General features: G+C 35.0%; 16 protein-coding genes and 1 riboswitch. Of the genes, 6 read left to right on the top strand and 10 right to left on the bottom strand.

Annotated features, from left to right (window positions below; all coding sequences use genetic code 11):
- Positions 1 to 12 precede the first annotated feature (12 nt).
- Positions 13 to 1,908: a hypothetical protein gene (locus tag LRP84_RS04995; protein WP_230574065.1), complete on the bottom strand. Its 1,896-nt coding sequence runs from the start codon at positions 1,906 to 1,908 to the stop codon at positions 13 to 15.
- Between the two features lie 240 nt (positions 1,909 to 2,148).
- Here LRP84_RS04995 and LRP84_RS04990 point away from each other — a divergent pair, with 240 nt between their 5' ends.
- Positions 2,149 to 2,562, top strand: coding sequence for a hypothetical protein (locus LRP84_RS04990; protein WP_230574064.1), 414 nt, complete (start codon positions 2,149 to 2,151; stop codon positions 2,560 to 2,562).
- An 891-nt stretch (positions 2,563 to 3,453) separates the two neighbouring features.
- Here LRP84_RS04990 and LRP84_RS04985 read toward each other — a convergent pair.
- Both LRP84_RS04985 and LRP84_RS04980 read right to left on the bottom strand, forming a co-directional pair.
- Positions 3,454 to 4,674, bottom strand: a complete 1,221-nt coding sequence (locus LRP84_RS04985) for a YonV family putative phage-derived protein (RefSeq protein WP_230574063.1) — start codon at positions 4,672 to 4,674, stop codon at positions 3,454 to 3,456.
- A gap of 308 nt (positions 4,675 to 4,982) precedes the next feature.
- Positions 4,983 to 5,240, bottom strand: a complete 258-nt coding sequence (locus LRP84_RS04980) for a TscA family type II toxin-antitoxin system antitoxin (RefSeq protein WP_230574062.1) — start codon at positions 5,238 to 5,240, stop codon at positions 4,983 to 4,985.
- A gap of 217 nt (positions 5,241 to 5,457) precedes the next feature.
- Between LRP84_RS04980 and LRP84_RS04975 the strand changes: the two genes are divergently transcribed.
- A complete protein-coding gene (locus tag LRP84_RS04975; protein ID WP_230574061.1) occupies positions 5,458 to 6,129 on the top strand; it encodes a helix-turn-helix domain-containing protein in 672 nt (223 codons plus the stop codon).
- A 496-nt stretch (positions 6,130 to 6,625) separates the two neighbouring features.
- Here the strand turns inward: LRP84_RS04975 and LRP84_RS04970 are convergent, their stop codons facing one another.
- From LRP84_RS04970 to LRP84_RS04960, 3 genes are all read right to left on the bottom strand, one after another.
- Positions 6,626 to 7,639 (bottom strand): tyrosine-type recombinase/integrase, encoded by a 1,014-nt coding sequence (locus LRP84_RS04970; protein ID WP_230574060.1) that lies wholly within the window; start codon positions 7,637 to 7,639, stop codon positions 6,626 to 6,628.
- 108 nt (positions 7,640 to 7,747) lie between these two features.
- Positions 7,748 to 9,079 (bottom strand): xanthine permease PbuX, encoded by a 1,332-nt coding sequence (gene pbuX / locus LRP84_RS04965; RefSeq protein ID WP_230574059.1) that lies wholly within the window; start codon positions 9,077 to 9,079, stop codon positions 7,748 to 7,750.
- Position 9,080: 1 nt separating this feature from the next.
- Complete coding sequence (locus LRP84_RS04960) at positions 9,081 to 9,674, bottom strand: xanthine phosphoribosyltransferase (protein ID WP_098309356.1); 594 nt, start codon at positions 9,672 to 9,674, stop codon at positions 9,081 to 9,083.
- Positions 9,675 to 9,782: 108 nt separating this feature from the next.
- Positions 9,783 to 9,884: riboswitch (purine riboswitch) on the bottom strand.
- A gap of 371 nt (positions 9,885 to 10,255) precedes the next feature.
- Between LRP84_RS04960 and LRP84_RS04955 the strand changes: the two genes are divergently transcribed.
- From LRP84_RS04955 to dhp61, 4 genes are all read left to right on the top strand, one after another.
- Positions 10,256 to 10,402, top strand: coding sequence for a cytochrome c oxidase subunit 2A (locus LRP84_RS04955; RefSeq protein WP_098309357.1), 147 nt, complete (start codon positions 10,256 to 10,258; stop codon positions 10,400 to 10,402).
- Between the two features lie 30 nt (positions 10,403 to 10,432).
- On the top strand, positions 10,433 to 10,906 hold the full coding sequence (locus LRP84_RS04950) for a cytochrome c oxidase subunit II (protein ID WP_230574058.1): 474 nt from the start codon (positions 10,433 to 10,435) through the stop codon (positions 10,904 to 10,906).
- Complete coding sequence (locus LRP84_RS04945) at positions 10,903 to 12,552, top strand: b(o/a)3-type cytochrome-c oxidase subunit 1 (protein WP_230574057.1); 1,650 nt, start codon at positions 10,903 to 10,905, stop codon at positions 12,550 to 12,552. Before LRP84_RS04950 ends, LRP84_RS04945 begins: the two co-directional genes overlap by 4 nt.
- 123 nt (positions 12,553 to 12,675) lie before the next feature.
- Positions 12,676 to 12,954 (top strand): protein Dhp61, encoded by a 279-nt coding sequence (dhp61, locus tag LRP84_RS04940; protein WP_230574056.1) that lies wholly within the window; start codon positions 12,676 to 12,678, stop codon positions 12,952 to 12,954.
- Between the two features lie 38 nt (positions 12,955 to 12,992).
- Here dhp61 and LRP84_RS04935 read toward each other — a convergent pair whose 3' ends face one another.
- From LRP84_RS04935 to LRP84_RS04920, 4 genes are all read right to left on the bottom strand, one after another.
- Positions 12,993 to 14,510 carry a carboxypeptidase M32 gene (locus LRP84_RS04935; protein WP_230574055.1) on the bottom strand — a complete coding sequence of 506 codons (1,518 nt, stop codon included), beginning with the start codon at positions 14,508 to 14,510 and terminating at the stop codon, positions 12,993 to 12,995.
- A 90-nt stretch (positions 14,511 to 14,600) separates the two neighbouring features.
- Entirely contained in the window at positions 14,601 to 16,541 is a 1,941-nt protein-coding gene (locus LRP84_RS04930) for an ATP-dependent DNA helicase (RefSeq protein WP_230574054.1), read from the bottom strand.
- Positions 16,542 to 16,674: 133 nt separating this feature from the next.
- Positions 16,675 to 16,860, bottom strand: a complete 186-nt coding sequence (locus tag LRP84_RS04925) for a DUF3921 family protein (protein ID WP_230574053.1) — start codon at positions 16,858 to 16,860, stop codon at positions 16,675 to 16,677.
- A gap of 63 nt (positions 16,861 to 16,923) precedes the next feature.
- Positions 16,924 to 18,060, bottom strand: a complete 1,137-nt coding sequence (locus LRP84_RS04920) for a THUMP domain-containing class I SAM-dependent RNA methyltransferase (protein ID WP_098309364.1) — start codon at positions 18,058 to 18,060, stop codon at positions 16,924 to 16,926.
- Positions 18,061 to 18,107 lie beyond the last annotated feature (47 nt).

The following is an 18,107-nucleotide window of genomic DNA, read 5'->3' as shown; positions in this document are numbered from 1 at the left end:
TTTCACTTATTGTCATCTATCCTCTTTAATACATAAGTCATCATTTATTTTAATGACTATTATGACAAACAGTTTAAGAATCAAGTAGTAATCTGACTCGTATTGTTTCTCGTCATTAGTATTTGTTCCATGTAAGTATTTATTTCGAATATCATAACCATTGGTAAATTTTGATTTATTGAGATAATAGTCAAGATAATCTTGTTCATTTCTTGAAAACAGGCTATTTTCAAAATCAACAAGATTACGAGTACTTAACTCCTCTAACAATACTTGTGTATCCTTAGAATAATGCCAATAGCTCATTACATCTTTATAATACAGCTCCTTAAGAATATATATGACTCTTTGGTCAACAAACTCTAAGTAGCCCATGTTATTTTCACAAATCAAGTTATTATCGAATAACCATTGCATTCCTTTCAGTTGATACTCTTCAAAATCACTTCTATTTAATTTTTCAGCAATCATCAAGTTAAAAAAATTCTTATATTTATCTTCTTTATTTGGTAAATAAAATATGCCACTCTGGTCAGAAAATAATAAATATGAAGCTGTTTTATACCAGTCACTCGAAGAGTAAACATACTTCTTTTTATTAAATGACTTAATATCTTTATTTTTAAAACTTGAAGATGACATTTGAATTAATTCCTGGTCTATCACCCCATCTTCAATCAGAGTATTATACTGTTTAAAAATTCTATCTATCTCAGGAAGAATAGTTCTGCACTTTTCGAAATATGATGCTTCACTCGAAGGCATTTTAACGATGAAATCATTAATCTGAAATTCTTCTTTCATATATGCATCAAAAAACCATTCAATCATTTCTTCCAATCTTACACCAAGAACATTTAATACATTAACATAACTATATATCTCTGCATTAGACAACATTTCTTTGAAATCAAAAAAGGATGATTGGTAATACAAATGTTCTGCTTGTGGTCTAAGTACTGACTCTAGAGTACTGCTTTCACTTTTTTTAGAGTCGATTGCTAATCTCATCTTCAAATCCGTAAATCCGAATAGATAAATAAAATTATTCCAAAGTGTAGGATAATCAATATTTTCTTCAATCCACTTTCGACTTACCTTGATGTCTGCCGTTCTACCATCCATAGTAATTAATATAGCTTCATCTTGTTCCTGCGGATAAGAAATCATTACTCCCGATTCAATACCTATTCCGTTATTAAAAATTTTTTCTTCCTCTTCTTTAGCTTTCCTCTTGGCATGCAATTTGATTTTATCAGATATACTTAACCCCTTATTTGTTGGGAAGTTAATGATTTTTCTCAATACATTTATATTAACTAGTGGTGAATCAATATATTCATCAATTAAATTTAATATATCTGTTTCATTCAAAGATGGTGGCAAATATAAATCATTTTCTTTTAGATACTTTGATAGAATTGTCTCTGCATTCTTAGAGTCAGATAATAACACATCTTTAACTGCTTCATTAAAATACTCAGTCAATCTCTTAAACTTGAGTACTATATAAATATGTATATTTCCCTTTTCAAGAAATCGTCTAAAATCATTAATTTCAATTTTTTGATATAAATTGTAAACTTCAAGAACTTCAAAGAAATCATCTTTGGTATCCAAGTCAACTTCATCATATAGGTTGAGGAAGACATCCTTGTAACAGCCCATGAAGATACCGATTTTTTGTTTTATTTTTTTCTCATAAGCTTTTATATCAACACTTGTCTCTTTAACGATATGGTCACTAAAGCCTTCAATGTTTATATATTTTAAAATATTATGAAAGTCTAATAAATCAGTGATACCCCATTCAGAGTCAATAACCTCATTATTAACTTTTTTTACTATTTTTTCTAGTTCCCAACCACAAGCCATATCAGACTCAGAATAGAATTTAATCCTTGACATATGTTCTCCTTTCGTTACCTTTTAGATTCTTTAGCTATATTTCATTATCATCTTCTCTCTTATCATCCACTATTCATTTCACTAAGTTATTACACCTTACAAACCCTATTGTATCAAGGATATAAAAAGGTGCAATAACTTTTAAATTATTGCACTTTTTCACTTTCAATACTAAATCAATACGATAATTCATAAAATTACTTTGAGTTTTTGAAGTATGAATTAAGGGAGGGAGATTGTTTGAAAAGAATATTGTTTTTCTTTTACGTGTTAGCTATGGGTCTTATTGGAGTATTTGCTGTAGGAACGAACCAAGCAAGCGCAGCTAGTGTTTATTTTGAAACTGAGGATGGGGAATATGATAATTGGATTACCACAACTAGCTCTAGAAATGATGTAGAAGTTATAGTAGTCAAAAGTACTTTATGGAGAACGAATGGATATGGCAGCGCTCAAGCTTCTCCAAGTCAATTACAGGTTCGTTTATGTAATACTTCTACTTGGGCTTGTACAGGGTGGAAATCATTCACTTCATATGGCGATGGATGGGCGAAATTTTATGATATGAAAGTCGGAACTTTTGTTGTAGATATTCGTGATAATATATCAGGTCAATGGGTATATGGTACGAACAATACTTATTTATCCCGGTAGAAACTCTTATTTTGGATAGCAGGTTTACAAAGAAGAATGATAGAGGTTGTTATTTCGCCTCCATCATTCTTTTGTTTTAGCTTAGTAATTTAAAGATTATTGCACCCAATGCACCAAATCAAAGGCATTTCTTACTACTTGTAATCGGGAAAACAAAGGTGTTCACTAGTGTTATTGCTATACAAAAATACAATAAATATCATGTCCTAAATGGATGATTTAATTGAGAAAGTGATAATAAGACGGATATTAGTGCTTCCCTCGCAAGCTAATAAAACCAGAGTTTTATAAATCACCTGCAAACCTATATCTCCATTTTGAATAAGATATGGGTCATTAAAATAGAATGTCCCTTAAACAACACACCTGACTACGTGCTAATTAATAACTCCGTAAGGTGTAGGACTTTCTATACCGAATCTGGAAATAATGTTATTAACAAATCCGATAGCCAATACAAATTTCGAAAGAGGTTCAATATTAACAATGCCAGTGTACGCTTACTCAAGATGACTAAGGCTGACAAAAAGAGGTTTCTAGAAAGGAAAGCTGCTGCAGATAAAACAATGCGGTAGAAGATAGAACCGGCAACTGCCGAGAAGGCACGAAGCGATAGCGTAGTGACGGGCGTGGACAACGCCTTCTTAGTCTCTTTTAAAAGCTTTTTAGGCTTGTCAGCCCGTCACTCGTTCGTTCCTCACTCTCTCCTCCCCGACCATGGGGCTAATCTCCGCTTCGCTACGATTAGCCCCATGTATATGAAAATTTCCTTATTCGACTACCTATGCATTTTCATATATTCCATTATAAGAAATTCAAACACAACCCCTACAGCACCAAGGAATTCAGCAATCACTTATGCAAAAATCTACATAGATACTTCTGACTTCATCACTCTACAACAAAGACATCATCCTTTTCAAACCATGCTACTGCTTCTCCATTTAGATACTTCTCTAACAAGCCTCTCATTCTGCTTGAAGGGATATACAATTCAATTGTTTCTCCACGTCTTACTCTGCTTCGGAACAACCATTGAATTAATTCTGACAATGCCCAAAAATCCTCATCAACATTGACGTTATGATATTGAAAGAACTTCTTTTCAACGGGATTCATAAAGCGATTGGCAAGATATATACATACTTCCTTGTTGATATAGTCATTTGTTGCTCTCGCAGTAAGTGAAACAAACTGTTTTTTTGCTGACTTTGGTGTCAATTTTTTCTCGAAGTCCTTTTGGCAAGTCCACATCACTTTATCTGATTTAACCTTGCATTTGTTCCAATAGAAATTGTATCCGTGACTTTGAATTAGCTTAACCATTTCTTTGTCCTTGATATTATCAGTTAACCATCTTTTGCTGAATGCCCCTCTTTCATCTCCAACAGCATTCATATTCTTCTCATTATACCTATTTGGATAATAGATATTGATATTTTGCTTTAGGAGAGCCACATTTTCTTGCGTTGGTCTAACATATGGAATTAATTCATAACGACCAGTTTCATGGTCAAATTCCACAGAATTGAAATGCATCGGTACTCCAAACATTTTGAAATAATACCGCTGTGATTGCCCCCAAAACATGTATGTGAGTATGGTTACATTTTTAAATGCTTTAAATACTGATACAGGAAACGTCCAAAACATTGCTGCATCATTGAAAATCATCAAATTGTTAGTCTTGGCTAACCTTTCAATTCGTTTGAATGTTCCATCGTATTTCTCTTTTTTCCAAGTTACAAAACCATCCTCATTCACCGTAACATATGGTTCATTTTCATCATGCCCAAGCAATAATTTAATATCATCTTTCGAAATATTTGCCTGTTCAATAACATTTGCTACCTCATCTAAGATTAGGGTATAGTTATGAGATTTGATAAAAGTTAATGTCGCTTCATCAATATTCGAAAATAACGCATGAGTACTGACAATGTCTTTTCCAAGCCTTACTAATCTCTTTAAACTGTCCAGTTTTGTAACGTTGTCTTTGTCCACATCAGGTTCTGAGAATTTCCTATTTGTAACAGAGTTTTTAATTCGTTTGACTTCAGATAAAAATGGAGTGATAAACATAAACTTTTCTGATTCATTAGCTTCATTCATACGTTGAATTGCCCAAGAAGTCTTACCCTTTCCACATGTTGCATCCACTATTTTTAAGCTTTCACATTTCTGTAAGTAATTCAATATGTTTAACACTCACTTTCATTTTCAGTATTTATTCTAGTTGTATCTAAAAGCTTTCTACCTTAAGCCGCTATTTAGAGACTTTAGGTAGTTAATTCTTAGATAATATTAATGTAGTGCCAATTCCATTTTAATTGTTATTTTTATTGTTTAAGGAATAGCAACCCATCTTTATTGATTATGCACTTCTTATTTTGGTGACTATACTAGTATTCTAATAGGAATCAATTTTCTAATTTACACTTGTATTTATCAATACCCTCTTTTTCATAAAAGTAATTATGTTGACTTAGTTGTTCTGCAATAAATTCAATCATAAACTGTAAATGTTCCTCTCTTGTTTTTGTGAATACAGTTACCCCTTTGCTAGATAATGTACGATACTCGTAAAATTCATCTCTATCTGATGCTGTAGATTCAAGTAAATCCATTACAAACTCTAAAATTTCATTGTTATCTTTTTCGATTTGTTGCTTGTTCATAATTATTAACCATCCTTTTTAATGATTTTGTTTTTTATAAATACAATTGCTTCCCTTTTACAAGAATAAATTTATTGTAGTATAAATATGCTACAATGTAAATAAAATTTACGTAATTGAGTTATAAAAACTTTACAAATTACACTTTATCGCCATTTTGTAGTATGTTATAATTTACATAAATCACATTTTGTTTCACTATTGGAGGAATACAACTTTGAGTATCACTAATTTCGGAAAAGATATTAAAGCACTAAGAACAAAGAGAAAGCTTGGTTCTAGAGAATTATCACGCTTAGTTGGGAAGGCTGAAACATATATTTCGCAGCTTGAAAGAGGATTGATTAAGAAGCCTGACTACACTACTGCGTACGATATAATGAAGCACCTAGGATGGGAAGAGAACAATATTGAAGATTTTCTCTACAATTTTTATCACATTGCATCCCCAGAGAAGATTAATGCTGAAGCAGAGGAAGTAGCGGATTGGGAAGAACGAAGAGCGAGGGAAATTGAAGAAATTTGGATACAACGGAAAGAAGAACTTAGTGACGTTGAACAATATCAACAAGATAAGTTAACTCTCCCTAGAAAGAACTTTGAAAGTAAATGGATGATGGATTTACATGAACAACTCAAAAAGAAAAATCAAGAGATTAAGGAGGAACTTTCATTTAACATCGATAAGAATATACAAACTTTCGAAAATGTCATTAATAATCTACATTCTTTGTTAACCTCCCTGAGAGAGGATAGAGAGAACTTTAACTTTTTTATTGGTTTATTTGAAAATGATTTAACCAATCTCGGTCAAGAAAGCAAGGACAAAATATTAAAAGCAGTGAAAGAAGAAATAAATAAGCACAATCAAAATAACACACAGGTATAGAGAAATCTACTCTTCCCCAAATCTAGGAGAGCAGGTACATCACTGCTCTCTTTATTTATATCTGTAAATCCGACATTCCTTCATAATCCTATTCTCTGCAAGCAGAAACATGTTTTTTATCTTGCCTAATTGCCCTCGAAGAACCTATGGAAAATTCCTGGATTATTAACTAGCTGAACACAATGTTCCTTTAGTCCCTTCCTCTTCAAAACAGTAACGAAAATAGAGGAATTTCCCCTCCCTTCTTAATATAGCAGCGTTTCACAGAAATTTTTCTCGTATCGGAGGTTTTAATACCGTATACGCGTAAATTAAGGTGCTATCCTCCCTTTTCCTAACAAGACTACTATGAAATTTTGGAATCAGAAGAAGAACCATCAGCTTCGTGGGCATCGCGGTTCTTTTTCTTTCGCTTCAAAAACTCTTACTTTAAGCAATGCTTAAGAAAGCAAATGCCTAATAGAAAATCAGTACAGCTTTCAATACCAAAATTCTTTTACCTTCCCCTTTTAAACTTCTGACGCAATTTCACTACAGGGCTATATAGTTCATGTTGGTTTTTAATCATTTGTTCATCAAACCTCACATACTTCCTTGTAGTAGAGATTTGACTATGACCAACGATTGACTGCAAACTGAACAGCGAACCGCCTTCTGCTAAAAATTCTGTACAAAATTGCCTACGAAAATCATGGCAAGAAAACCGCTTCGTTATACCTGCCTTTTCAACATATCGTTTCAGATTTCTTCGGAAAGTGTCCTCCGATAAATGCTCACCATACCAATTTAAAAACACATACTCACTTTCAAAATGTGCTTGATTCTCATTAATTAATTCCATTAAGAGCCTTACAGTATGGCTAGACAACGGAATGATTCTAATTTTACGTGTTTTATTTTTACTTGCAGGTAATATAATTCGTTTTGCCTTAATCTCAAGTTCTGAAACGACAAGATTTATTGCTTCGTTAATTCTCATTCCACTGTCATAAAGGAGATTCATTAAAACATAGTCTCTAAATTGCGGATAGTTCTTCACGTCGGGTATATTAAATAGTCGCTTCATTTCTTCTTTTGTCAAAGGTTGAAATGGCGTTTCATCAATTTTTAAAAAGCGAACAGATTCTGCTGGATTTATTTCAACTATCTCCTCCTTAAATAGTAAGTTATAAAAATTTTTTAAAAAGCGGATTCTTGCATTAATCGTCTGTGGTGATAGACCTGCCTCTTTTGTTTTAATATTCATATGTTCTTCTCTCATATAATTCATATACTCACGAAGCAGAAAAGAGTTCACATCACTTATCTTCTGAACATCCTTATGGAATTCTTTCAGCCAATTCGTAAAGAAACGAAAATGTTCATCGTAACTAATTAATGTTGTTTCTCGCAATCCTTCCGATTTCTTGGCAGATAAAAAGTAATCATATGCTTGTTGAAAGTCGAAATCATACAAATTCTTTTCATTATTCTCGGATACTTTTCGAACACTAATTCTTTTTCTTTTCATAAAAAAACGCCACCTCTAAATTCATTCCAAAAGGAAAGAAAATATAGACGACGTTTTAACATATTTTAGACGGCAATATGTTGGATAAAGATAACGTATTAAATCCGTTTAACCTGCAAAGTTTGCTACGCTTTTTTCGCTCTTTGCAACCTGCTCTTCTTTTACTTTCGTTTGTTTTTGCGGAATCATATTAAACACAATATTTAAAAGTACTGCTGATGCACTTCCTAATACAATTCCGTTATCTGTTAAAATACGAACGCTCTCTGGAAGCTGCGAGAATAATGTTGGCACAACTGTTACGCCAAGACCAATTCCAACAGAGCATGCAACAATTAATAAGTTTTCCTGTTTTGCAAAGTTAACAGCGCTTAACATTTTAATGCCATATGCCATAACCATTCCGAACATTGCAAGCATTGCACCGCCAAGTACTGGCGTTGGAATAATTGTTGTTAATGCTGCAATCTTCGGAATAAATCCAAGTACAATTAACATACCGCCACATGTATAAATGACAACACGATTGCGCACACCTGTCAGTTGCACAAGACCTACATTTTGTGAATATGTCGTATACGGAAATGCGTTAAAAATACCACCTAACATCATTGCAATTCCTTCTGCACGATATCCTTTTGCCAATTCTTTTTCACCAATTTTTTTGTTACAAATATCCGATAGTGCGAAATAAACTCCTGTTGCTTCGACAATTCCCACACAAGCAACGAGAATCATTGTAATGATAGGTGTTAATTCGAATGTTGGTGTACCAAAGTAAAATGGCTGTACACCATGAAACCAATCTGCTTCCGCTACAGCTTGTAAACTTACCTTCCCCATTAACGCAGCAATTGCTGTACCAAATAATAAACCTAATAAAATAGAAATAGAGCGAATGAAACCATCAAAAAAACGGTACATAATGATAATAAATAACAACACTCCGAATGCTAATGCTAAATTGGATAAACTACCGAAGTCTTTACTTCCTACACCGCCAGCCATGTCATTAATCGCTACTGGAACTAATGTAACTCCAATAACTGTTACAACTGATCCAGTAACAACTGGTGGAAACAGCTTTACAAGTTTTCCAAACATACTAGAAAATAAAACAACAAATAGTCCTGCTGCAATAATAGAACCATACACAGCGGATACCCCATATTGCTTACCAATAGCAATCATTGGTCCAACTGCTGTAAAAGTACAACCTAACACAACTGGAAGTCCAATACCGAAAAAACGATTCGTTAATGCTTGTAAAATAGTTGCAATGCCGCACATTAATAAATCAATTGACACTAAATACGTAAGTTCACCCTGATTTAATCCGAGTCCGCCTCCAACAATGAGCGGAACGATAACTGCCCCGGCATACATTGCCAACATATGTTGAATACCAAGAGATGCAATCTTAAGAGGGTGTTGCTTCATCTTACTTCACCTCCGCTGCCGCATGTTCGACAAAACGAACTGTACCATTATCAAGCGATGCGATTTCTGCCAGCGATTCTACGCGAACGCCGCTCTCACGTAATTTACTTCCTCCATCTTGAAATGCTTTTTCAATCACGATTCCGATACCCGCTACTGTTGCTCCTGCTTGCTGTACTAAGTTCATTAAACCAAGTGCTGCCTGACCGTTCGCTAAAAAGTCATCAATAATAAGGACGCGATCGTCTTCATGTATATATTGTTTCGATATAGAGATTTCGTTCGTTTCTTGTTTTGTATAGGAATATACTTTTGCAATATACATATTATCTTGTAACGTTAACGATTTACGTTTTCTTGCAAAAACAACTGTTACACCAAATTCTAATGCAGCCATCACAGCTGGAGCAATTCCTGAAGACTCAATCGTCACGATTTTTGTAATTTTCTCGTCTTTAAAACGCTTTGCAAATTCTTTTCCGATTTCTTGCATAAGCACTGGATCAATTTGATGATTTAAAAATGCATCCACTTTTAACACATCATCTGACAATACTTTTCCTTCTCGCATAATTTTCTCTTGTAATAATTTCATGGTTTGTTCCCCCTCTTATGCAAATAAAAAACTCCAAAAGCAGCCTTCACCCAATACAAGTGAGGGACGTGCTTTTGGAGCTTTGCAAAAAAAGAATGCAACTATAGCAATATATTCGTCCTCACTCATAGTCGAAGCATTTACGGTACTTCGGTAGAAACTTGCAGGCCATATCCCTGCGATTATATGAGTGTTGCTAATCTATTTATTTATAGAAGGATTATAACTCACTTTCTTTACTTTGAAAAGCATTTTACGAAAAAACACGTACAAATTTAAAAAATATACAATTTTCGTTCGACTTTTTGAAACCTCTTTCATTTTGAAATGATACCTATTTTTTAAGAACTTCAAAACCACTTAGCTTGCTAGCATTGTGAATGAACCATCTACTTCACATTTTTTTCACAATTCCTCATTACAAAATCTGTAACAACTCACGATTTATCAATTTTTCATCATAAACATAGTTTTAATTGTATCAATGAACAATTTTTGAAAGCACCACCGTCTATGTGGAAATTATCAAAATATTTCGTATGATAAAAATGTAAGATTCACTTTCTCGGGGAGGGAGAAAAATGGGAGAACGTAAACTACAGCCAGTCGAAAACAAACAACAAAAGAAAAGTTCACTAAAAGGGACATTAATTTCTGTTTTTTTGCTTGGCTTCTTTTTAATCTTCACATGGTTTAGTGTATACCAAATTTTTTTAAATCGATTGTAATGTTATTGGTAAACAAAGGGGAGATGGGATATGCACTTGCATAAATACGAAAAAATTTGGCTCATTTTCGGTATCGGTTCATTATTTGTATTTTTAGCTATAATTGGAGTAAGCGCGTTTTATATGGGAAACCAGCCGCCTAGCTGTTTAACAACAATTGATCCAGAAAAAGTAAATGCGACTGCCCCGTTTGATCATCCTGGTGTAAAACAAGTTGGTAAAGATCATTATCAAGTAACAATTGTCTCACAAGCATTTTCCTTTACACCAAATGTGATTAAAGTGCCAAAAGGAGCCAAAATTGACTTTGTTGTCACAACGAAAGATGTTGTGCATGGCTTTGAAATTGCGGGGACAAATGTGAATATGATGGTTGAGCCCGGCTATGTGAGCACAGCTTCTCAAGTGTTTCAAAAGACTGGTGAGTATTTAATCGTATGTAATGAATATTGCGGGACAGGCCATCATATGATGAGCGCGAAAGTAGAGGTGACTGACAAATGATACATGTTCAAGATAAAATATATAAAAAAGATGCCAAACTTGCGATGGCTCATATACATGTTGCATTTATCGCTCTATTTTTAGGAGGGGTATGCGGGTTACTGCAAGTACTTGTCCGATCTGGAAAATTTAATCTTCCAGCTGGAATTGGTTATTATCAAGTACTAACAACACATGGCGTGTTACTTGGCCTCGTATTAACAACATTTTTTATTATCGGCTTTTTGTTTGCTTGTATGAGCAAAACTACTGGGACTCTTTCAAAAGGAGTACGAACAACAGGCTGGATTGGTTTTTGGCTTATGACGATTGGAACAACCATCACTGCTATTTTTATACTATTAAATAAAGCTACTGTTCTCTATACATTTTATGCTCCGTTAAAAGCTCACCCTGGTTTTTATATCGGTCTTACTCTCGTTGTTGTCGGCAGTTGGTTTAGCGGCTTTGCAATGTTTGCTCATTATCGCACATGGAAAAAGCAAAACAAAGGAAAAACCGGTCCATTACTTAGCTTCATGGCTGTTATTACAATGCTGCTTTGGCTCGTTGCCACTCTTGGCGTTGCTGCAACAGCACTCGTACAATTTATTCCTTGGAGCTTAGGCATCGTTGATAAAATTGATGTCCTTGTTAGCCGAACATTATTTTGGTACTTCGGCCATCCACTCGTATATTTTTGGCTTCTCCCTGCCTACATGGCATGGTATGTCATTATTCCAAAGATTATTGGCGGAAAAATTTTTAGTGATTCACTTGCTCGTTTATCGTTTATTTTATTCTTATTGTTTTCTGTTCCGGTTGGATTTCACCATCAATTAACAGAACCAGGTATTGACCCAGGGTGGAAATTTTTACAGGTCACCTTAACATTCATGGTTATCATCCCTTCATTAATGACAGCATTCTCTCTATTTGCATCATTTGAGCAATATGGCCGCTCAAAAGGAGCAACCGGACTATTCGGCTGGCTGCGTATGCTTCCATGGTCCGATGCTAGATTCTTTGCACCGTTCGTCGGAATGCTTATGTTCATTCCAGCCGGGGCAGGAGGACTTGTGAATGCAAGCCACCAATTAAACCAAGTAGTTCATAATACAATCTGGATAACAGGACACTTTCACTTAACGTTAGCCACATCTGTTGTACTAACATTTTTCGGCATTGGCTATTGGCTTATCCCCCACTTAACAGGACGTGTTATGACAAAAGAAATGAATCGCCTTGCGATGATTCAAACTTGTGTATGGGCACTTGGAATGTTCTTCATGTCTGCTGGGATGCACTTTGCTGGACTATTAGGAGCTCCGCGCCGCTCTTCTTTTTCCACATATGGAAATGCACCGCAAGCTATTGAGTGGATACCGTATCAAATTGCACAAGCAGTCGGAGGAACAATCTTATTTGTCGGCATTATATTAGCAATCATTATCTTTTTAGATCTTGCTTTCTTTGCACCAAAAGGGCACACTGAATTTCCGGTTGGAGAAGTATCTGATGCGTCTGATCAACCGCCAATTGTCTTTGAAAATTGGAAACTATGGCTTGGAATTACAGCACTGCTTATTTTATTCGCATATACCATTCCATTTATGGATATGATTCAAAATGCACCGCCAGGTTCGAAAGGTTTTAAATTCTGGTAATATAGCAAGCAGAGGTGCTTTTTTAGCTCCTCTGCTTTTTCATTCAATAATGGTACACGTTGAAGGAATTCTCATTACTTGCTGCGAATGTACTCTATAATATACGTGTATGAAGGAAGTGCAATGAGAAATAAATATACAAGTTATTCTAAATTGGAACTTACATATCAATACAAATTTATCGATATCGACCTAGTAAATAAACTATTTACTATAGACATTATTGATGTGAAAAGCGGAAAAATTATACTGACAATCTCTATTGATTTAAGCAAAGATACAATTGAAATAGAGGGAAACCTTGAAGATTTCCCCCACAGTATCGAGAAAACTATATTTTCTTTAAAATCTACGGCTAACGATTGCATTAAAAATAATATTTCCAATCCCGATCAACTCTAAAAAGAAAACGAGCTACAATAAATAGCTCGTTTTCTCTCTTATAATTCGTAAATTCCTTTATATTTCCCTTCCAAATAATCCGCTAAATAGTTCGCATTTAATCCTTCACCCGTTACATCTTGCAAAATTTCTAACGGTTTTTTCATTTTTCCATATCGGTGAATATTTTTTGTTAACCATTCACGAATTGGTGCAACATTTCCTTCTTCTAATAGTTCATCAAAATTTGGAATATCTTCTAGCATCTTATGCTTGAATTGTGCTGCATACATGTAACCGAGCGCATATGATGGGAAGTATCCGAAATCTCCACCAGCCCAGTGTACATCTTGCAGTACACCTTGTGCGTCATTTTCCGGACGGATTCCTAGGTAGTTCTTCATTTTTTCGTTCCAAACAGATGGTAAGTCTTTTACTTCTAATGTTCCATCAAATAATTCTTTTTCAATTTCATAACGAACCATCACATGAAGTGGGTACGTTAATTCATCCGCTTCGATACGAATGAAAGATGGTTTCGATTCATTAATTGCATCGTAAAACTCATCTACAGATAAACTATTAAATTGACCATCTGTATATTGTTTTAATAGATCATAATTCTTTTTCCAGAACGACTTATTGCGACCAATAAAGTTCTCAAAGAATAAAGATTGTGATTCATGAATACCCATAGATGTGCCATCACAGAGCGGTGTATCTTCTAACTCTTTTGAAATATTTTGCTCATACACTGCATGACCGCATTCATGAACTGTTCCAAATACTGCCATGCGGAAATCATTTTCATCATAGCGTGTTGTAATGCGGACATCACCACGATTTAATGTAATTGCAAATGGGTGTACAGTTTCGTCTAAGCGTCCTGCATCAAAATTATAATCCAATTGCTTTAATAGTTGTAAGCTAAATTGTTTTTGCTGCTCTTTGGAAAAATGTTTACTTAAAGCTTCCGTTTGCAACATTTTATTTGCGTTAGCAATTTCTCCAACAAGCGGAACAATGCGCTCACGTAATTGTCCAAATACGCGGTCTAATACTTCTACTGTTACACCAGGTTCGTACATATCTAATAATGTATTATACTTGTATGTTTCATAACCCCAATATGTAATAAACTTCTTTTTAAATTCAACAATTTTTTCTAAGTATGGACGGAACATTTCAAAATCAGATTTTTCGCGTGCTTCTTCCCACACACTTTCTGCTTTTGCCTGTAGTTTTACAAATTCTTCATATTCATTCTTTGGAATTTTCTTATTTCGATCATATTCTTTTCGGCACTCTTCTACAGTTTTTCTTGTCACATCTGAGAGTTTTCCTTCTGCAATTAACTCTTCTAACCCTATTAAATAGGCCTCCATCTCTTTAGAAGTTGACATATCGAACACTTCTGCCGAAAGCATACCAATTACTTCAGAACGTTGATCTACACCGTTTTTGGGCGCACCTGTGCGTAAATCCCAAAATATAAGGTTTAGCGCTTCCTCATAATTCATCATTTTCTTTATAAAAGCTAGAAACTCTTTTTCAATTTCATATGTAACTGCCGTCATATTCAAGACCCTCCTTTTCCTACTTCACTTTAATTCAACACAAATGCGCAAATTCCTCTTATATATAAATAAGCTTGGCATACGCCAAGCTTATTGTAATATTTCCCCTTCTACTGGGAGAACTTGTTTAACAGCTTCTACTACTTTCTCATTCTCACCTTCTGATAAGAATAACGAAATATATCCTTTATCTTCACTCGTACGAATTAAACGCCCAATTCCTTGACGAAGGCGTAAAATCATATATGGTACATCAACATCCCAAAACGGATCATTTACGTGCTTGCGCTTCGCTTCAAATACAGGATCATTTGGAGGGAATGGAAGCGACCAAATAATAACGTGAGATAACGAAGAACCTGGAATATCTAAACCTTCCCATAAATGAACTGCACATAATACCGTTTCCTCTTCATTTTGGAAACGAGAAACAAGCTGACTAATCTCTTGATCTCCTTCATATAAAAACGGTACTGACATTTGTTCTTTCCCTACATATTCTTTAAATGCTATTAATTCTTGTTTTGTACGGAATAGAATCAATGTGCGTCCATTTGTTTTTTGAATTTCTTCTAATGCATACTGACATTTTCTTTCCCATTCGTTCGCTTTTGCATATGTCGGTAAGTACACTTTCATCTGCTCTTCATATTCAAACGGGGAAGCAACTGAGAATGATAAATAATCTTTTACCCCTAAACTATTTGCAGTAAATGCAAATGAATTGTTTTCTGATAATGTCGCAGATGAGAAGATGTACGGAATTTTTTTGGAGAATACTTTTTCTTGCAGCACTTCTTCTACAGCACGCGGCATAATAACAAGCGTAAAGGCACCATCACCTTCTTCTCCCCACGTAATTACATTTTTCTCATGCATGAACAATCGTAATGAATGCTCTAATACATCTAAATGTTCGTCAACAATATTTAAATCGTATGTGTTTACTGTGTGCATTTCACTTTCAAAAACAAGCGCGTCGCCAACTTCAGAAATTTTTGCATATAATCGCTTTGCCTCTGTCGTTACTTTTTCTGTTAATCGAATTTCTAAACGGTCAGAACCAGCAATTTCTTTCTTACTTTCTTTTAGCGCTTCAAAGAACTGTTCCGTTTGCCAAATTGTTTCTTCTACTAAATGAGCGAACTCTTCGCGAATATCATTTTGCAGTAATCTTGTTAAAAGTTGTTCCATCATTGTTTGTTTTAAACGATACGTAAGTGCTTTTTGCGCTGCATATTCTACAAGATGCCCTTCATCGAAGACAACGCAGCTACTTTCCGGTAACAATGGCATTTGTCCTTCACGTTTACGTGCATCATACGTCCAAATATGATCCATGTAGAAATCTTGCGAACAAATAATTAAATCTGCTGCTTTACGATAATGTTCACGAGATAATGTTTGTCCACAGCGATGACGAGACTCACATGTGAAACAATCCTGGAAAAAGTCCCAAGATACTTTAGACCATTCTTCATCGTTTAATAACGGAAATTCTTTTCGATCGCCGTAATGAGTAAAGTTTTGCATTGTTCCATGATCAAATACGAATTGAGGCAATTCATAATATAAATCTTCAATCACTTCCGGAGCTCGTCCACTCATTACATCTTCAAGTTTACGTAAACATAGGTAATTATCCATTGATTTTGCCAAACGTACATCGACAGATAATCCTAATGCTTCTGATAATTTAGCAATGTCCCCTTCTTCTTTCACGAGCTGCTCAATCAACGTTTCGTCCGCACAAGCAATAATAGCTGGCTTCCCTGTATAACGTGCATAACAAATCGCATAAAGAAGGTATACAATCGTCTTTCCTGTCCCAACACCCGCTTCAGCAAACATTACTTTCTTCTCTTGAAATGCTCGTTCTAATTGGAACGCCATAAAAATTTGCTCGTCACGCTCCTCAAATCCCTTTTCTGGTAAAATGTCGTAAAATACGTCTCCAATCCACTCATTTAACTTGTCGAAAAAATTATCTTGTTTCCCCACTTCAAATGGCAGCTTTTGCTTCGTAAACATCGTATTCCTCCAACTACATAATTTCTATATAAAAAAGACAGAGCAACCACTCATAAAAAGAGCAGTTGCTGTTTTCTTGTTGCTTACATAACAAACGAGCGAAAAAAGTTTTCCTAGTTGCAGGAAAACTTCTCTACTCTATCAATGATTTTAAATACCGTTTATCAATTAATGTTTCATGTGATAAAGCTGATAAATATTCTTCACGTGCTCTTTGTAATTCATGATCCGCTACGCCGTGAAGGTTTACTTCTTTTTCTAATTCATCATACGTTCGATGAATAGCCTTTTGAATCATAGAAAATTGCAAACCATCCATTAGCGCTTCCTCCTTTAGATTATCGCATAATAGCAAGTATATGCGTTCTAAAGAAATTTTATACTAATCACGCGGCGGGCGTTTGCCAAAATACTGATAGTAATCAGTGCGAATAAATCCATTAAATAATTTTCGTTTCTTTGATGCATCTTTGCCGTACCATTTCTCAAACTCTGGATGGCTTGTTAATATATATAAAGACCAAGTATCCAGCGGTCGGAATGCTTGTCCCATCTCTGCATACATTTTTTCAACAAGAGGCTTTTCACTTAAACGCTCTCCGTATGGAGGATTCGTCACAACATAACCATATTCCTCTTTTGTTGTAAAATCTTTTACTTGCATTTGCTTAAATGTAATAAGATCACCAAGCCCTACTTCATCAGCATTATCTTGGGCAACTTGTACCATACGATGATCAATATCTGATCCGATAATTTGAAGCGGTTGATCATAATTGGCTAAGTCTTCCACTTCTTGACGAGCTTCATCCCAATTTTGTTTACCAATCCAACCCCATCCATCAGAAGCAAAATCACGGTTAAAGCCTGGAGCAATATTTTGACCAATTAATGCGGCTTCAAGTGGAATCGTTCCAGAACCGCAAAAAGGATCTACAAACGGGCGATCTGGCTTCCAGTTGGTTAACATAATTAATGAAGCTGCCAATGTTTCTTTTAACGGTGCTTCCCCTTGTCCAACGCGGTATCCACGCTTATGAAGCCCAACACCACTTGCATCAATTGTCAACGTTGCTACATCTTTTAATAGCGCAACTTCGATACGAAATAGCGGGCCATTCTCTTCAAACCATGTTGTGCGTCTATATGTACTTTTTAATTTTTCAACGACTGCTTTTTTTACGATACTTTGACAATCAGGTACACTAAATAGTGTAGATTTAATTGATTTACCGATAACAGGGAATTCTCCATTTTCCGGAATATAATCCCCCCAATTTAGCGCCTTTGTTTTTTCAAATAATTCATCAAATGTTGTTGCCTTAAATTCACCAACTTTAATTTTCACACGATCCGCTGTACGGAGCCATAAATTACTGCGACAAATAGCTTTTTCGTCCGCTTCAAACGTTACTTTCCCATTATCTACCTGGCATTCATAACCGAGATTGCGAACTTCTCTTGCAACAAGTGCTTCAATTCCCATTGCAGCAGTTGCAATTAAAGTAACTTTTCCCATTTCCATTCTCCTCATATATATAATCAAACACTCATTGGCAGTAACTG

The sequence above is a fragment of the Bacillus rhizoplanae genome (assembly GCF_917563915.1).
Classification (GTDB): Bacteria; Bacillota; Bacilli; order Bacillales; family Bacillaceae_G; genus Bacillus_A; species Bacillus_A rhizoplanae.
The sequence above is the reverse complement of the archived record's forward strand: the minus strand, read 5'-3'. Positions and strand labels throughout refer to the sequence as shown.

What these genes read in the sequence shown, in the direction of transcription:
- LRP84_RS04995 (WP_230574065.1), bottom strand. Translation starts at nt 1,908, where the DNA reads ATGTCAAGGATTAAATTCTATTCTGAGTCTGATATGGCTTGTGGTTGG.
- LRP84_RS04985 (WP_230574063.1), bottom strand. Translation starts at nt 4,674, where the DNA reads ATGAATGAAGCTAATGAATCAGAAAAGTTTATGTTTATCACTCCATTT.
- LRP84_RS04980 (WP_230574062.1), bottom strand. Translation starts at nt 5,240, where the DNA reads ATGAACAAGCAACAAATCGAAAAAGATAACAATGAAATTTTAGAGTTT.
- LRP84_RS04970 (WP_230574060.1), bottom strand. Translation starts at nt 7,639, where the DNA reads ATGAAAAGAAAAAGAATTAGTGTTCGAAAAGTATCCGAGAATAATGAA.
- pbuX (WP_230574059.1), bottom strand. Translation starts at nt 9,079, where the DNA reads ATGAAGCAACACCCTCTTAAGATTGCATCTCTTGGTATTCAACATATG.
- LRP84_RS04960 (WP_098309356.1), bottom strand. Translation starts at nt 9,674, where the DNA reads ATGAAATTATTACAAGAGAAAATTATGCGAGAAGGAAAAGTATTGTCA.
- LRP84_RS04955 (WP_098309357.1), top strand. Translation starts at nt 10,256, where the DNA reads ATGGGAGAACGTAAACTACAGCCAGTCGAAAACAAACAACAAAAGAAA.
- LRP84_RS04950 (WP_230574058.1), top strand. Translation starts at nt 10,433, where the DNA reads ATGCACTTGCATAAATACGAAAAAATTTGGCTCATTTTCGGTATCGGT.
- LRP84_RS04945 (WP_230574057.1), top strand. Translation starts at nt 10,903, where the DNA reads ATGATACATGTTCAAGATAAAATATATAAAAAAGATGCCAAACTTGCG.
- dhp61 (WP_230574056.1), top strand. Translation starts at nt 12,676, where the DNA reads ATGAGAAATAAATATACAAGTTATTCTAAATTGGAACTTACATATCAA.
- LRP84_RS04935 (WP_230574055.1), bottom strand. Translation starts at nt 14,510, where the DNA reads ATGACGGCAGTTACATATGAAATTGAAAAAGAGTTTCTAGCTTTTATA.
- LRP84_RS04930 (WP_230574054.1), bottom strand. Translation starts at nt 16,541, where the DNA reads ATGTTTACGAAGCAAAAGCTGCCATTTGAAGTGGGGAAACAAGATAAT.
- LRP84_RS04925 (WP_230574053.1), bottom strand. Translation starts at nt 16,860, where the DNA reads ATGGATGGTTTGCAATTTTCTATGATTCAAAAGGCTATTCATCGAACG.
- LRP84_RS04920 (WP_098309364.1), bottom strand. Translation starts at nt 18,060, where the DNA reads ATGGGAAAAGTTACTTTAATTGCAACTGCTGCAATGGGAATTGAAGCA.